Consider the following 15554-nt stretch of genomic DNA (forward strand, 5'->3'; position numbering starts at 1 on the left):
TCGCAACGACGGTTTTCCCATTGAAATTTATGGGTTTTCCTTTAGTGCATAAATATCGAAGAGAGCGTTTCTTCCATTTTCAGTCCCCGGAATTTTTCAGGCCGTTTGAGTCAGCTCTCGGCCATGCGCGAATGCTATCGGCCAATAGCACACACTCAAGTATCGACTATGCTTGGAGCGATTCAGCCCTGTACCTGAAGGATCTAAACAATGGGGTACCTTGTCGTTGCTCACGCGATGAATGTGAAGCCGGAGTTAGAACCACTTTCTACGTTGCCGGTGAGCATTGGTTGGTCATTGCACCAGGATGAAAACGCCACGTCGTTCTACTTAGACACGTTCAAGGCTGGCGAAGAACGGAAATGGCCCTTTACGTCTATGCCACCCATCAAGGATGTACCGCTTGAGCTCCCTCAAGAATTGGCAGCGCTATCGCGGATATACAAAGTGCTTAAGGATGCTCAGCTAGCCGACTACTTCAAGAGAGCTTTCCTGAATGTGAATTTAGCGCTGAGTAAAAGCCTTCAATTACACGTTTGCAGCTTTTGCACGGATGACGACGGGCTGGATTTTGTGTGTGTATCGTCGAATGGTGAACTGCAAAGACTGCGTTGCGTTTGCGGTGATCTGGATATCACCTACGAGCTTGGGACGGTCATGATCCAGCCGCTTCTGATAGATGGAGTTGAAGGCACCGACGCAAGTGGTCTGCATGACCCAGAGAACGGCATTCACGTCTTGAGTCGGAATATAACGCCCTCATCGTTACTGCATGCGGTGGCTTCAGCAGAAACCACTCGCTTTCTACAAGCAGAAAGCCCCCCTCTGGGTCTAGGTAGCTTCGATGGTCTGGACGTCGCACCGGTAAAGATTGCAGGCTCTAAGATCGCCTCGCTGAAGCCTGAGGTGGTTGCTCAGAAAACGTGGTGGAGGCGGTGGTAGTTGTATCGACGACTTCGACCCAAGCCAGGAGGTTTTCCGGGGAAAAGTAGCCAATTATCAGCATCGAAAAATTGGGGCCGATAATGGGGGCCAGTTTTCAAGAAGCTACCCGTCATGATGGGCTGCAATCGGCCAATAGCGGTCCCTCCGTCCAGAACCATTTTCCACCCTTAGCAGTCACTCAAGCCGACCACTTTTTCTTATTCGCCTTATCTCTACCTTGTAAATTTGCTCGTGTTCGAGCCGCATATTAGATGACATAGTCATCCACTGATCCGGACCGAGCCCCAAGCTCTTCAACCTCCCGAACCACCGTGCCAAGAATGCCGATCCCTTCATGAATCTGCTGCGTTGTCAGGCCGGCATAGCCCAAAATGAGCCCTGCCGGTCGCTCGTATTCTACCGACGTGGGTTCGGCAAACAGCGGCGAAAGCGGATATACGCCAACCCCGCGTTCGAGCGCTATCGCCTGCAACGTCGGCTCATCCTGAGCGCGAAGCGCGGGTAGCGTTAATACGCCGTGTAAGCCCGCCGCCATGCCGGCCAGTTGCCCATATTCCGCCAGATGCTGTTCAAAAGCCTCCAGTAATGCCCTTCGCCGCAGTTCATTTTCCCGCCGCAGGCGGCGAACGTGACGCTCATAGGTTCCACTTTCGATCAATGAGGCGAGCACGTTTTGCTCCCAGCGCGGTGAGTGTCGATCGGTCAGCCGTTTGGCTTCACGGAAAACGTGAACCAACTCGCGTGGAAGAACCAGATAACCCAACCTGAGTTGCGGTGAGAGTGCCTTGGAGAACGTTCCGACATAAATGACGCGAGCATCTGCGTCCATGGATTGCAGTGCGTCGATGGGCCGCTGGCCATAGCGAAACTCGCCGCCGTAATCGTCCTCAATGATCCACGCGCGATGTCGCCTCGCCCAACTCAGCAGTTCGAGGCGACGTGCGACAGGAAGCACCGCACCCATTGGAAACTGGTGCGACGGAGTGACAAAGGCCAGGCGCACGCGATCACCTTCCGGCAGAGCACTGGTATCCAGTCCAGAGGCATCGACGGGTATGGGCAACGCCGTCGCGCCCGTGGCCTCAAAGCAATATCTGGCCATGCGGTAGCCAGGCTCTTCGAAGACGAATGCATCTTGCGGGTTCAGCAAAAGCCGGGCGCACAGGTCAAGTCCTTGCTGCGAGCCATGCACTACGAGTATTTGATCCGCATCGCACGCCAGACCGCGTGCGCGTCGCAGATAACCTTGCAGCGCATTGCGCAAGCGCTCTTCCCCTTCGGGGTGGCCGTAAGCGAGGCTCGGTTGACGCTTGACTAGTTCGGAACGGTAGGCGCGCTGCCAACCCAGCGCCGGAAAATCCCTGGTAGCGACCGAGCCGTACCTGAAATCGATGCGGGCTTGGGGTGACGCCATGTTGTACGGCTTCATGATGGCCACTCGTTGCCCGTAAAGGGAAAGCACTGGCGGCAGTTCCTTTTGCTGCGCCGAGTCCCCTTGGGCATGCCCGGATTGAGTGCTGATTATGCTCGCTACCGTGGCGGCCTTGCCCACTGATGTCAGGACAAAGCCTTCGGCCGCCAGTTGCTCGTAAGCCGCCGTTACCGTGGTTCGCGACACGCCGAGTTCGGCCGCGATTGCCCGCGTCGACATGAGCCTCGTGCCGGCGGCAAGCGTGCCGTCTTCTATCTGCGCGCGCAGCCTGGCATAGATCCGACGTTGCGCGCCGCGGGAAAATGCATCCGGATTGGCTAAAAACTGGCCCATGGAAAAACCTCGAAACTGGCACTTTCGATGATGCAGGTCGTGGTCGACATTATGGACTCCCAACAATCCGTAGTGAAATCCCATGTACATTCCCGAACACTTCGCAGAGCACCGCCCGGAACAGTTGCACCGAATTATCCGCGACAATCCGCTGGGCATCCTCGTGACTGAGGGTGAATCCGGCATGGATGCGGACCACATTCCCTTTGAACTCGATACCGGCCACGGAACATACGGGTTGCTGACCGCTCATGTGGCCCGCGCCAATCCTGTGTGGCAACGTTGCGCCGGCGGCACGCCTGTCATGGTGATCTTCAGGGGGGCAGAAGGCTACATTTCGCCCAACTGGTATGCGTCCAAGCACGAAACGCATCGCCAGGTTCCCACATGGAACTACGAGGTGGTGCATGTGCATGGCGTCATGCGCGTGATGTCGGAAGAAAAGCTCCTGCGCCGCACCCTGGCCCAGCTGACTCGCCACCAGGAGTCCAAGGAGATCAAGCCCTGGAAGATGGGCGATGCGCCGCGTGAATATCTGGACGAGATGGTGTCGAGAGTTGTCGGTATCGAGATCGAAATGCAGTGCGTTGAATGCAAGCGCAAGCTCAATCAAAACAAGTCGCACGCTGATCGCTTGTCTGCGATCGCGCACTTGCGCGAGCGCGGGCACGTTGAGCTTTCTTCGATAATGCTGGCCAACCTTGAGCAGCCGGATCAGGGGGCAGCACCGTGGACCTTGAGTTGACCACCACCACGATTCTGGTGACCTTCGCCGGAGTTTTTTTGATCTGCTTTATGAAAGGTGCCTTCGGTGGAGGCTTCTCCATTGTCGGCATTCCGCTGCTGTCGCTGGTGATGGATCCGCTCACAGCCGGCGGACTGCTAGCGCCGTTGTTTATCGCGATGGACCTGTTCGGCCTGCGTTACTGGAAGCCATCCACTTGGTCTAAACCCGACTTGGTGCTGTTGTTACCAGGTCTGATTGTCGGCATCGGTGTCGGCTATCTACTCTTTCGCGTCATGGATCACCGCGCAGTCGCGTTAGTGATGGCGGCGGTTACCCTGATTTTTGTCGGCCTCTGGTTCAAAACCGGTGGGGAAATCAGGGTCAGCCAGCGCTCATCGCTCAAGGCGGTGTCCGCAGGCGTCACCTCTGGGATCACGACTATGGTCGCGCATTCTGGTGGGCCACCATTAGCGATGTACCTGTTGCCGCTCGGTCTAAGCAAGAAAACCTATGCCGGCACCACCAGCATGTTCTTTACTGTAGGCAATCTGCTCAAGGCAGTGCCTTGGCTGCTGTTAGCCAGGCCCACCGGTAACGTGCTAAGCCTGATGGTCATCTGCCTGTTAGCAGTTCCAAGTGGTGTCTGGCTGGGCTGGCGACTGCACACCAAGCTGGATCAACGCCAGATGTACCTTGCCTGCTACTGCCTGCTCGTAGTCACGGCGGTAAAACTTCTGTGGGACGGCATAAGTGGCTATATCGTCTGAAAATGCCTCACCACTATGAGGCCCAACGTTACGGCCATTATCCGACTGGCTGCCAACGGAATGTTAGCAGTCAGAGGCCGTTCAAATGGCCTGTGACACTAAGATGCTCTGCTCGGCTAGGCGTGCTTCATCGAGCTAAAATTAGCGCTTGAGGACTTCGTCAGGGTAGTAACCGAGCATCTGAACTGGACGCAGATACTCAGACGGCGCTCCGAACAATTTAATCGAGCTGCTTAGAGTGACGAAGTTGAGATTGAGCGGCGGCGTAATATCACCGGCATTGCGTGCCGTCGCTTGAGCCTCATCGAGTGCCTCGGAGATGCTGTTGATTGCAGCTCCGGAACACTCCGAGGAAGGCATCACACAGCATTTGTGTGAACTGGCTTGCCTGCATTTTGGCTGAGCCGAATTCGGACTAAGCGGCAGTAAAACCGGTCAGGGCTTGGACAAGCTCCTGAACCCAGCTTGGCCACCCACCTTAACAACCAACCAGGCCAGCAGCACCAATCCCAAGGTTGCCCAGGGGATCGATCCCACGCCTGTCGTCTCAAGCAGTACACCGCCCACTACGGCACTGCCCGCAAACGCGAGGTTCAGCACGGTCACCAGCATCGACTGAGCCACATCGGCACCGTCGGCAGCAGCATTCGCCAAAGCTGTCTGTAGCAGGGTCGGTGCACCGCTGTAACTCAGGCCCCAGGCAGCCATCGCCACATAAACCGCTATGGCAGGCAAGCCACCCAACGCCAATGCAAGCGATACCAGCGCAAACCCGGCCAGGCTCAACAGCACCAACCGCCGCAGCCAGCGGTCAATCAATAGCCCAGTGAGCCAGATACCCACGAGAGCCGCAATGCCGAACGCAAGCAATGCCTGCTCGACCTGTCCATCCAACCCGACCGATGCCAGGAATGCCGCAATATAGGTGTAGAGCATGTAATGAGCCATGATCCACAGCATAACTACCGTCAGCACCGGTCGCACGCCTGGCCTGCAAAAAACGTGACCCAGGGACAAGCGCTGGCCAGCCCGTTGCCCGGCAAAGTCAGGGACATTCAGCCGAATCCAAACCATCAGCGCCAGGCTCAACGCCGCTAGCAGCCCGAACACATTGCGCCAACCGATCTGTTCACCCAGCCAGGCACTCAGTGGTACGCCCAGCGCCAAGGCGACGGGGATACCCAGCATAGCCACTGCCATCGCGCGGCCTTGCAAGGGCGCGGCGACCATGCGTCGCGCATAACCGGCCAACAGGCTCCACGCCACACCAGTGGCGACCCCGACGATCAGGCGCGCGACCAGGGTGAGGGCAAAATACGGCGACAAGGCAGTTACCGCGTTGCACAAACAGAACACCCCCACTGTCAGTAATAACACAAGGCGCCGTGGCCAACCTTGCAAGGCCAAGGTCAAGGGAACGGCCGCCAGCCCGGAACCGAGGGCACACGCGGTGACCCATTGCCCCGCCCATGCCTGGGAAACCTCAAACGTGTCGGAGATGTGTGGCAACAGGCCGGCGGGTACGCTCTCGTTGGCAGTGGCGATAAAACTCGCGGTGGTCAGGGCCAGTAAGCCAGTGATAGGTAGTTCTGAGGACGGCGGGGGGTTGGGTTGAATCGATTCTTCGCGGTTCATGAGCTTGCTCGAAAAACAGGTGAGGCCTGATTGTGATGCAGTGTCTGTGATTTGATAATTGGTCTAGAATTTGATGCTTAATCAAATCTGGATTGAAGATGGCCACTGATCGATTGGGGGACATGCGCTTGTTCGTTGAGGCTGCCGACCTCGGCAGTCTTTCAGCCGCTGGACGCAAGTTGGGGTTGTCGCCGGCGGCGGCCAGCGCACGGTTGCTCAAATTGGAGGCGGCGCTGCATACCCGCTTGTTTGATCGCACAACCCGTCAACTGCGCCTGACTGATGAAGGCCGGTTCTATCTGCAGCAATGCTGGGTCGCCTTGCGCGCCATTGATGAGGCGGAGGCGGGGTTGCAGGCGAGTCAGCAGGAAGTACGCGGTAAAGTCCGTCTGTCTGCCTCTACTGACTTTGGCCGTCACCTGCTTAATGACTGGCTCGAGACCTTTTGCGCGCAGCATCCGCAGTTGAAGGTGGCGCTGACCTTGTCGGACGCTATGTCTAACCTGGTACAGGACGATGTCGACCTAGCCATTCGTTTCGGCCCACTGCGTGATAGCTCGTTGATCGCCCGGCAACTGGCACCCAACTGGCGGGTGCTTTGTGCCTCGCCGGACTACCTGGCGAGCCACGGCGAGCCGCAGACGCCGGCCGAGCTCACCGGGCATAAATTTATTCTGCTGGTGACTCCGGCGGGTCCTTTAAACACCTTTCATTTCAGGGTGGACGGCCAGACATGGAACCACAGTGTGCCATTGGAAAACGCCTGGGAAACCAACGACGGCGCCGTGGCGCGTGCTTGGGCATTGGCCGGTCATGGCATTGCACGCAAGACCATTTGGGACGCTGCAGCGGATATCCGTGCCGGGCGGTTGAAGATGCTGCTGCCTGACTATTGCGTAGCAGAAGCTGGGGTGTTTGCGGTGCTGCATGGCAATCGGTACCGAATTGCCAGAGTGCGGGTCCTGTTGGACTTTCTGGTGGAGCGTTTCAAATGTGCCACCGAGGAACTTCTGCGCGACGTCGATGTGCCGAGGTTTTAAATGAATATGAACAGCTCTGGCTGACTTACCATTTTCGCCATAGGCGCAGCAGCTTTTTACATCTACCGTTCGCACAAGCGGAAGGTAGATTACGAATCTGTTTCAACCATCTGCCAAGCGGTACAGCGCCTGAGCATGAGACGCCGCCAGCCCAATGCGCTGCAAATTACGGCGACTCTGTGAACTTGGAAGCGCAGTTGCAGCAATCACCAGGCTGCCGTGCTTCTTTGCTTGCTCTATCCGGTGAGATATCAGCGCTCCATGATAGCCCAAGCCTCGTGCATTTTTTCGAGTGGCAGCCGTGCCCAGGTAGGCAACGCCATTGCTGGCCAGGTACATCAACGCGCCTGCAACGACTTGCCCATCAGCTTAAGGACGTAGATTTTCAGGCGTTCATTCGACATCAGTCCTGCAAAACAAGCCTGGCTCAACTGACGATGCTCTGGCTTGGTATGAAAGCCACTCGCATGAACTGCCGCGAACTCCGGGAGAGAGTCTGAAGTGGCCTCTTCGATGTTGAATAATTGGGGGGTCAACACCGCATCCTCGATGGGGCACGCAAGCTGCAGATGCGTCCACCCCCTCAAACGCTCGAATCGCTCCTCACCCACAAAAGCGAATTGCTCCAACGTCGAGGCTTTCCCGATAAGGGGCGTTACTGTTGAATACTCCGCTGACTCCTTGAGCAAGCTCAGCAGTGAAAGGGGGTTGCCGGTGCTGTCACCGTAGATACGATTGAACATCGGGCTAGGTGTTGCCTTCACCTGAAAGCACGGAAAGGCCCCATTGAAAAACACACGAGCACCAAAAGGATTTCCACTAACCCGCGACAAGCTCTCAACGCGGGAACACAAGTACTCGCTTTCTGCGGCTTCGATGGCATGCGCCCATTCAACATCCATGTGCATCGTCTCTTTGCAAGATTTCCAGGGAAGGTAGCGGTAAATCAACCCCTACGCACCTGCGAGGGCAGTGAAATAGATTGTCAGGCCAATGGGAGAAGTTTGGGCATCTGCCACAGAAGAGACATCGCTTGGCTTGTCGATAATCGACCCGGCTGCGTACATGCTCAAAGCCAATCCGATGTGCGATGACTTGATGGAAGAGGCAAGCCGCTATGCGTTATCCGGCCCACGCTCAAAATGAACACGCCACGTCCAAATAAAGGAGCAGAAAGGGCCCGATTCATTTGATTGAAACCCGATCTGCCCGTAGCGACGCTCACGCCTGGACTAACAATCCGCGTCAGAAGCAGGGCTTGAATCAAGCACCGGCCGATGCTCCCACTCACTGATGAAACCGGCGCCCCAGCGCATCCAGCCGCACCGCAATCGGCGGTAACCGCTCACTGCTCCTGGCCAGCGTCTCCACATCCTGCGCCGTATTCTGCGCAATGCTCTGCACCGACTGCAGCCGCCCGACAATCTCCACATTCGCCGTGGATTGCTCACGGGTGGTCGACACAATCCGCCCATTCAACTGATCGATCTGCGAAATATCATTGCCCACCGCCCGCAGCATCTCCACCGCCAACTGACTGTCCTCCACGCAGCGCTCCACGCCCTGGCGACTGTCGTGCATGGCCTCTACCGCTTGCCGGCTGCCGTGTTGCAACCCTTCAATAATCGTCTTGATCTCCTGGGTCGACACCGCCGTGCGTTGCGCCAGGCTGCGTACCTCATCGGCGACCACGGCAAACCCGCGCCCTTGCTCACCCGCGCGGGCGGCTTCGATGGCGGCGTTGAGGGCCAGCAGGTTGGTCTGGTTGGCGATGCTGTTGATCACCTCCAGCACCGAGCCGATCTGTTCGGCTTGCACGGCCAGCCCTTCGACCGTCTCGTTAGTGTCGTGGAGGCGGGTGGCGAGTTGAGTGATTTCCAGCTGGGCGCGGCCGACGCTTTCCTGGCCACGGATGATCTGCTGGCTGGCTTGCCCCGCGTGCTCGACGGCATGCTCAACGTGCACGGCGATATGGCCCATGGCATCTTCCATGCGCTGCATGGAACCGGTCATCTGGGCGATTTCCGCCAGTTGGTGGCGCGCGCCTTTTTCCAGGGTGCCGCTGGCGTGGGCCAGTTCCTGCCCGAGTTGGCCGAGGCCGTGGGAGTCACGGGCGACGCCGTCGATCAGGCCGGTGATCTGGGTCAGAAAGTGATCGAAACGGGTGGCAAGGGAGACATGCACTTTTTCCGGGCTGCCGTTGACGGCCTCACCGCTGAACTGGGTGGTGACGGCGAGCATCTTTTCGAGCATTTCCTGACTTTCTACCGCCTCTTTCTGGCTGTGAACCGCGAGGTAGAGCAGGGCGACCGTCTCCATCACCACGTAGAAAGCGTGGACGAAAATCATGCTCCAGCCGCCGTGATGCTCCATCACAAACACCGGGAAACCCTGATGCTGCAACGCATGAAACACCACGTGGTGCACCGCGATGGTGACGGCGGCCACCAGGATAGGCAGCCAGTCGCGGTAGAACGTCAGCACCGCCAGCAGCGCGAAGATACCGAAGTGCGATTCGATGACACCCTGGGCCTGGTTGATGTGCAGCGCCGCCATCACCATCAGGCCGACGCCAAGGGCGCAACGCATCAGGCGGGTGCCGCCGATGACGCGATAGGCCAGGGTCAGCACCACGCTGGTGCCGCCGCCTATGAAAAGCGCTTGAAGCAGCGTGTCGTGCCAGAACGCCAGGCCGAGGGAGAAGAGGGTCATCAGCCAGATCAGGGCGAGCATGATGCGGTCGGCTTTGCGGTAGTGCTCGATGAAACGGGCTTGGGCAGGCATTCACTCGTACTCCATGTGGACGGGCCGGGGTGAGGCAAGCATGCGACGTGCCATACGGGCATGCGGGGAGCGAATCGGGTGTGGGGGAGCGGGTGGTGATTGGTGGTAGGAGGTTATCGGCGTTTTTGGGTGGGGCTTTAGGGGGGATAAGCCAGAAGCTGCTTGTTACGAGGGGCTGCAATCGGCCAGAAGCGGTCGCTCCCGCAGAGCGGTTTTATAGCTGCGAGAACAGCGATATCTAAATGCGACTGATAGGATAGGATCTAGCTTGTGCATCGGTATTTGGCCGAGCGTCGTAGCGGTACGACGGCTGAACACTGCGAGCCGTAAGCTCAGACTGGATTTCCCGCCAAGTATCGCTATGGTATCCAGTAAGAGAAGGGTCATTCCAAGTGCCCGAAATGGTCACTTTATTGTAATCGCATATAAAATCTATAAATATGACTCACTGCAAGGATGATCAGTATGGCGGTAGAGAAAAGAGTGCGATCAGTGGGATCTGTAGCGGGAGAACTTATAAAAAAATCTAGAGAGTCCGCCCTTGCGTCAGTACAGATATTTAACAACCCTGCGCTCACCTTCAAGTCTGAAATATTTATTGTTTTAATGATGATATCTTGGACTTATCTCCTCCATGCATATTATCGTAAAAATGGAGTTGAGTATCGTTACTTCAAAATGGAAGGTACGCGAAAGAGATTTCAAAAAACTGCTAAAGGTGCTGTAAAGCATTGGGAGCTAGAGAAATGTCTGAATCAGCCAGAGTCACCGGTCGATTTGAGTGCCGCAAATAATCTTAGATTTCTAATCGGCTTGAGGCATGAAATCGAACACCAAATGACGACCAGGATAGATCAGTTTTTAAGTGCTAGATTTCAAGCTTGCTGCCTAAATTATAATGAACTTATAAAGTCGCTATTTGGCGCTAGCTTCGGTATAGACAAGCACTTATCCTTTAGCCTCCAATTCTCATCTTTGAATAAGGAACAGGTGGAGAAATTATCCCAGGCTGACGGTCTCCCTGAAAATATCCGGGCATATATAACTGCATTTGATCTGGCTCTAACCGATGAAGAGTTCAATGATCCAAAATTTTCTTATCGTGTTTTCTTCGTTCCCAAAACAGCGAACCATAAAGGTCAGGCAGATCAAGTTATTGAGTTTATCAAACCTGGCTCTGAAATGGCCCAAGGAATAAATACCAAATATATTCAAATCAAGGAGATTGAACGTCCTAAATATTTACCTTCGAAAATTATCGAAAAAGTACAGATGTCTGGCTATCCACGATTCAATATGAGGCACCACACGCAAATGTGGCAGCTCAACGATGCAAAAAAACAAGGCAAAGGTTTTGGCGTCACCATAATGAACACATGGTACTGGTATGAGACATGGTTGGAAAATGTTCTAGCTGAGTGCGAAAAACGTAAAAAAGAATTTGTTTAAGATGTGCGCAACTTGCACTATTCGAGTTATAGAAACCGCTTGCACAGCGCCGGAATGCTCATGCTCTATAAAATTATCTAGTTTTTATCGAGTAATCACTAACTGAATAAGCAACAAAACAGCTGAGGCCGATGGCTAAATTTGAGCATTTATTCAGCTTCGTACTCATCCAGCGAATGCCAGCAGACCAATTAATTACGCACGCACTGGAGTAAAAATGTTAAAACTACATACTCAGTTGATTTGCGTTTATCACATGAGCAACCCAGACGACCCTTCTGAAGGCATCCCGACCCCGGATAGACGCGCAAACAAACCTATCGGCATTCACGAAACCTCCACAAATAAGACAGCTTTTTTTCAGAAAATAATAAAGCCAAAAATTGGTTCAAAAACCATTACAATAGTGGTCCCCAATGAAATCACTCTTGCAATAAATGTAGCAACCAAGTCGTTACAGCAAGCTAAAAAAATTAAAGTAAAACTCGAACGGTTATCAGAGTCTACTCAATCGATATATGATCACAATGTGGGGCTGGCATATGACTATCTTGAGAGCATACAGACGGCAATAATTTTCGCATATAAGGCAGTGGAATCATTTTGCAATGCGGCAATCCCTGACTCACATGTATACATAAAGTCCACCAACAAATCTACAGAACATTATAGCAAGGAGCAAATCGAACGATGGATTTCTACTTCTGAGAAAGTTTCATCAATATTGCCACCAATATTAAAATGCCCTCCACCTCAATCCGAGAATTTCTGGTCCGATTTCAAGAGTCTTGAAAGACTAAGAAACGAGATAGTACACAGCAAGTCCAGTAATACAGATGCAATATTGGAAGAGTTATTCGCAGAGTGTGTATACAGGCACATACAGTCAGCACTGGTTTTACTGGAGTTTTTTATTGCGATCGACCCGTCAAACCCAATATTTCCGTTAGGCTTTGGAAAATCTATGGTGCGAGTTATGAATGTAGCAAAAGCGGAAGATATATTAGGTAAGGTTGACGAAAGTTAACTCCGTCCATCCGGTTACGCATATAGAATAATTTCTACGATGCGTTAAATTTTTAAGAACACAACGCTCGCTCACGACCGGAATTTACCACTTCACCAAAGGCTGCTTTTGGCCGATAGCAGCCGGTCGTCCCGTAGTCTGCACGCCACCTGTTGAGCTGGCAGTATCAGCCCGAGAAGGGGAGATCAAGGTTGATCCAAGCGCGGTCATTTGCATGTAAAACAGCAGGATCAGTCATGTGATGGCCCTTCTCGGCTCGTACTGTCCGCCTTCAATCGTCAATTGTCCTGGTTCTAACCGGGGCGTGCTTAACCACCATTAGCCCGGTTGAACTGCCAACGCGTGGAACGACCCGCTATGCCGGCAAGTCTACCTGTATCTACTCATGGGTAAGGTACAGCGCAATGGATAAGACAATCACCGTCGATCAACTAGAGACCACCGACCTTGGATCAATCAACGAAATATGGCTTGGCGGGACGCATACCCAGCTATGCCTATGGCGTGGCGAACAGGTCTTCACCCACGAGATGATGAGCGAGGGCACCCACGATCAGAATGTCCAACGCCTGTGCTTGCAGTTGGTCAACCCTGACGATCAAACCGCCGTAGCCAGCGTCGAGGTAATTGTGCGCGAACGGCTGAAAAAAATGGGGAAGGAGGGCGAGTTTTATCCCGCAGAGGAGGCTGATACTCATCAATAAGAAGAGGAGTATCGGTCATTCAGCGGAAGTTGATCCAAAGCCTGTTGTCGCTTGGAAGCGTATCTTCCGATGATGATCCAGGGCCGCTTAGGATGACTCACTCAATTCAGTAACACCACGGAGCAGCCAACAGGTTATGGATATCGAATTTCGCGGTAATGGCATGCGTGATAACCCGTCTGTAGGTACATGAATCGCCCCTGATTTCATAGGCGCGTTATGGACTCAACCGGTTTGTGTAGCCATCCAGGTCAAAAAATCATGGAGCTGAGTCGTAAATTTCTTTGGCTTGGCATCCGGGTTTCTTGCCTGGGACAAGAAAAAAGAGATCTGCATTCTCATACTCGGGTAATGCTGAACAAACTGCTCGACAAGCTCTTCCAGTGTTTGCGGCCACATCAGGTCCTGTTCAGAGCGAAGCACTTGAGTTGACCGGATGAGTTTGCGCGAAGCTTCTCGCTGCAAGCGTAGCGATTGCGTCGGTGTGGTCGCCTGGTCGATAAGGTCGGCATACCGGGTCAGCACGGATTCAAAGTCACCATTCACGGCAATGGCGATATCGCGCGACGGCTTGAACCGGTCGAAGCGTTGGGTCAGATCATCGCCCCATAAGCAACGACAGTGATGCTTGAGCCAATACCCCCAGCTCAATCGATTGTCAGGTGCCAATACTTCAGCACGACTACCGATATCGAAATCGATCTTGGTGACTTCGGCATGCCGACTTTCCAGCGTGCGCCTTTTCGACTCCAGCATTTCCAGATCCTGCGACGTAGGTGGGCTGTGCAGAATAAGGGTTAGGTCAAGGTCAGAAACCCCCGGCACGGCGTCGCCTCTCGCGACACTGCCATAAAGATAAATCCCGTCCAGCAAAGGTTCCGGCCGCGCGAGCGTCATGCAAACGTCCGTCAGCAAAGCCTGAAACTGTGGCTGCGTCTCGACGTTGGACACGGTGAGGATATAACCGTCCGCATCAGTGCCACGAGGTTGGAGTTGTTCCATGAAGCCGTCCTTGAGTTGCGTTCAGTAAAAATCGGGGTCAAACCCCATCAAGACGTGCGCCGGCCTTCCAGGCTGGAAAACACATGCATACCCGCCAGCATCGCCACTACGAAGATGAGAATTTGCCAGTGCCCGGTAAACAGAAGGGCGACCGCAGGCCCAGGGCAGATACCCGAGAACAAACACGCTGACGGACAGCCCGATCAGTTCCTGCACAGGAGAGTGGGTGAGGGCTGTTGATCAGCGAACCATCATAACCATCCGTGCGGGTCGGGGTCTGCGCAAGTCAGATTTTGCTGCCGCCCCCCATGGAATGGGTGAAGCCCTGCTTCCAGTACTAAAGGAGGTGTCAATGCCCGCTAAAGGACCATTTCGGTCTGACGCCATAGGTTTAGGCTCAGCTTTGTGATCGTCAACGATGACAACAAGGCGCGCCGCATCACCTGCGAGATGAGTAGAAAACCTCACTGACTCCCGTGTCTCCATAATAAAAAGAGGATTTATCATGAGTAGCACCTTCTTCATTCCTTCCGTGAACATGATGGGCATTGGCAGCCTCGACGAGGCGATGCTCGCAATCCGCAAGTACGGGTTCCGCAAAGCCTTGATCGTCACCGATGCCGGCCTGGCCAAAGCCGGCGTGGCGGCCAAGGTCGCCGGCCTGCTGGCCCAGCAAGATATCGACTCCACCCTGTTTGACGGCGCCAAACCGAATCCGACCGTCAGCAACGTGGAAAAGGGCCTTGAATTGCTGGCCCGCAGCGACTGTGATTTCATTATTTCCCTGGGCGGCGGTTCCCCCCATGACTGCGCCAAGGGCATTGCCCTGTGCGCCGCCAACGGTGGGCACATCAGCGACTACGAAGGCGTCGACCAATCCGCCAAACCACAAATGCCACTGATCGCCATCAACACCACCGCCGGCACGGCGAGTGAAATGACGCGTTTCTGCATCATCACCGACGAAGTCCGCCACGTGAAAATGGCCATCGTCGACCGCAACGTCACCCCCCTGTTATCCGTCAACGACCCCTCGCTGATGGCCGCCATGCCCAAGGGCCTGACCGCCGCCACCGGCATGGACGCACTGACCCACGCCGTCGAAGCCTACGTGTCGACGGCGGCCACGCCGATCACCGATGCCTGTGCACTCAAAGCCATCGAATTGATCTCGGCCAACCTGCGCACCGCCGTTGCCCAGGGTGACAACATGACCGCCCGGGAAAACATGGCCTACGCGCAATTCCTTGCCGGCATGGCCTTCAACAATGCTTCGCTGGGTTATGTACATGCCATGGCGCACCAACTGGGCGGGTTCTACGACCTGCCTCACGGCGTGTGCAATGCGATCCTGCTGCCCCATGTGTCGAGCTTCAACGCCAGCGTGTGCCCGGCCCGGTTTAAGGATATTGCCCATGCAATGGGGGTTGAGACTCAGCAACTGGATGCGGAGAAGGGTGCTGCGGCGGCTATCACGGCCATCCGTAAACTGTCTGCGGATGTGGGGATTCCGAGCGGGCTCGTTGAGCTGGGTGTAAAGGCTGACGATATTCCGACCCTGGCAGCCAATGCCATGAAAGATGCCTGCGGTTTTACCAATCCGCGTCCTGCCAATCAGGATGAGATTGAGCAGATTTTTCACACGGCGATGTGATTGATGTGAAGTGAGGTAAGAGAGAACACCCCGCCTTTGGTTGAAGTGCGGGGTG

12 protein-coding genes and 2 pseudogenes are annotated in these 15554 nt (G+C 54.8%); 8 read left to right on the forward strand and 6 right to left on the reverse strand.

Annotated features, from left to right (window positions below; translation table 11 throughout):
- The first annotated feature begins 210 nt into the window (after positions 1–210).
- Positions 211–942: a hypothetical protein gene (locus HX801_RS10990; protein WP_177022077.1), complete on the forward strand. Its 732-nt coding sequence runs from the start codon at positions 211–213 to the stop codon at positions 940–942.
- Between the two features lie 250 nt (positions 943–1192).
- On the opposite strand, the gene HX801_RS10995 is transcribed toward HX801_RS10990, so the two are convergent.
- Positions 1193–2794 (reverse strand): PLP-dependent aminotransferase family protein, encoded by a 1602-nt coding sequence (locus HX801_RS10995; RefSeq protein ID WP_256344244.1) that lies wholly within the window; start codon positions 2792–2794, stop codon positions 1193–1195.
- Here HX801_RS10995 and HX801_RS11000 point away from each other — a divergent pair.
- Positions 2793–3455, forward strand: coding sequence for an FMN-binding negative transcriptional regulator (locus tag HX801_RS11000; RefSeq protein ID WP_008432591.1), 663 nt, complete (start codon positions 2793–2795; stop codon positions 3453–3455). The genes HX801_RS10995 and HX801_RS11000 overlap by 2 nt on opposite strands.
- Positions 3440–4204, forward strand: coding sequence for a sulfite exporter TauE/SafE family protein (locus HX801_RS11005; protein WP_003210527.1), 765 nt, complete (start codon positions 3440–3442; stop codon positions 4202–4204). Before HX801_RS11000 ends, HX801_RS11005 begins: the two co-directional genes overlap by 16 nt.
- Positions 4205–4639: 435 nt before the next feature.
- Here HX801_RS11005 and HX801_RS11010 read toward each other — a convergent pair whose 3' ends face one another.
- Positions 4640–5839, reverse strand: coding sequence for an MFS transporter (locus tag HX801_RS11010; RefSeq protein WP_177022078.1), 1200 nt, complete (start codon positions 5837–5839; stop codon positions 4640–4642).
- 98 nt (positions 5840–5937) lie between these two features.
- Between HX801_RS11010 and HX801_RS11015 the strand changes: the two genes are divergently transcribed.
- Positions 5938–6879: a LysR family transcriptional regulator gene (locus HX801_RS11015; RefSeq protein WP_177022079.1), complete on the forward strand. Its 942-nt coding sequence runs from the start codon at positions 5938–5940 to the stop codon at positions 6877–6879.
- Positions 6880–6981: 102 nt separating this feature from the next.
- Here HX801_RS11015 and HX801_RS11020 read toward each other — a convergent pair.
- Together HX801_RS11020 and HX801_RS32165 are read right to left on the reverse strand one after the other, a co-directional pair.
- Positions 6982–7781: pseudogene (locus tag HX801_RS11020) on the reverse strand (GNAT family N-acetyltransferase).
- Positions 7782–8166: 385 nt separating this feature from the next.
- Positions 8167–9663, reverse strand: a complete 1497-nt coding sequence (locus tag HX801_RS32165; RefSeq protein ID WP_177022080.1) for a methyl-accepting chemotaxis protein — start codon at positions 9661–9663, stop codon at positions 8167–8169.
- A 465-nt stretch (positions 9664–10128) separates the two neighbouring features.
- On the opposite strand from HX801_RS32165, the gene HX801_RS11030 reads away from it, so the two are divergent.
- The 3 genes from HX801_RS11030 to HX801_RS11040 all read left to right on the forward strand — a co-directional run bounded on the left by HX801_RS11030 (position 10129) and on the right by HX801_RS11040 (position 12843).
- The gene (locus tag HX801_RS11030; protein ID WP_256344245.1) at positions 10129–11112 is read left to right on the forward strand and encodes a DUF3644 domain-containing protein; all 984 of its coding nucleotides are present in this window, start codon (positions 10129–10131) and stop codon (positions 11110–11112) included.
- Between the two features lie 256 nt (positions 11113–11368).
- Positions 11369–12139: a hypothetical protein gene (locus tag HX801_RS11035; RefSeq protein ID WP_177022082.1), complete on the forward strand. Its 771-nt coding sequence runs from the start codon at positions 11369–11371 to the stop codon at positions 12137–12139.
- Between the two features lie 404 nt (positions 12140–12543).
- Positions 12544–12843 carry a hypothetical protein gene (locus HX801_RS11040; RefSeq protein ID WP_003212641.1) on the forward strand — a complete coding sequence of 100 codons (300 nt, stop codon included), beginning with the start codon at positions 12544–12546 and terminating at the stop codon, positions 12841–12843.
- Between the two features lie 225 nt (positions 12844–13068).
- On the opposite strand, the gene HX801_RS11045 is transcribed toward HX801_RS11040, so the two are convergent.
- On the reverse strand, positions 13069–13845 hold the full coding sequence (locus HX801_RS11045; protein ID WP_177022083.1) for a nucleotidyltransferase domain-containing protein: 777 nt from the start codon (positions 13843–13845) through the stop codon (positions 13069–13071).
- Between the two features lie 47 nt (positions 13846–13892).
- Positions 13893–14021 (reverse strand): annotated as a pseudogene (locus HX801_RS32015) (DUF6691 family protein); the annotation flags it as partial.
- 329 nt (positions 14022–14350) lie between these two features.
- Here HX801_RS32015 and yiaY point away from each other — a divergent pair.
- Positions 14351–15499 carry an L-threonine dehydrogenase gene (yiaY, locus tag HX801_RS11050; protein ID WP_102368759.1) on the forward strand — a complete coding sequence of 383 codons (1149 nt, stop codon included), beginning with the start codon at positions 14351–14353 and terminating at the stop codon, positions 15497–15499.
- The last annotated feature ends 55 nt before the right edge of the window (positions 15500–15554 follow it).

The organism is Pseudomonas sp. G1002, from assembly GCF_013385455.1.
Classification (GTDB): Bacteria; Pseudomonadota; Gammaproteobacteria; order Pseudomonadales; family Pseudomonadaceae; genus Aquipseudomonas.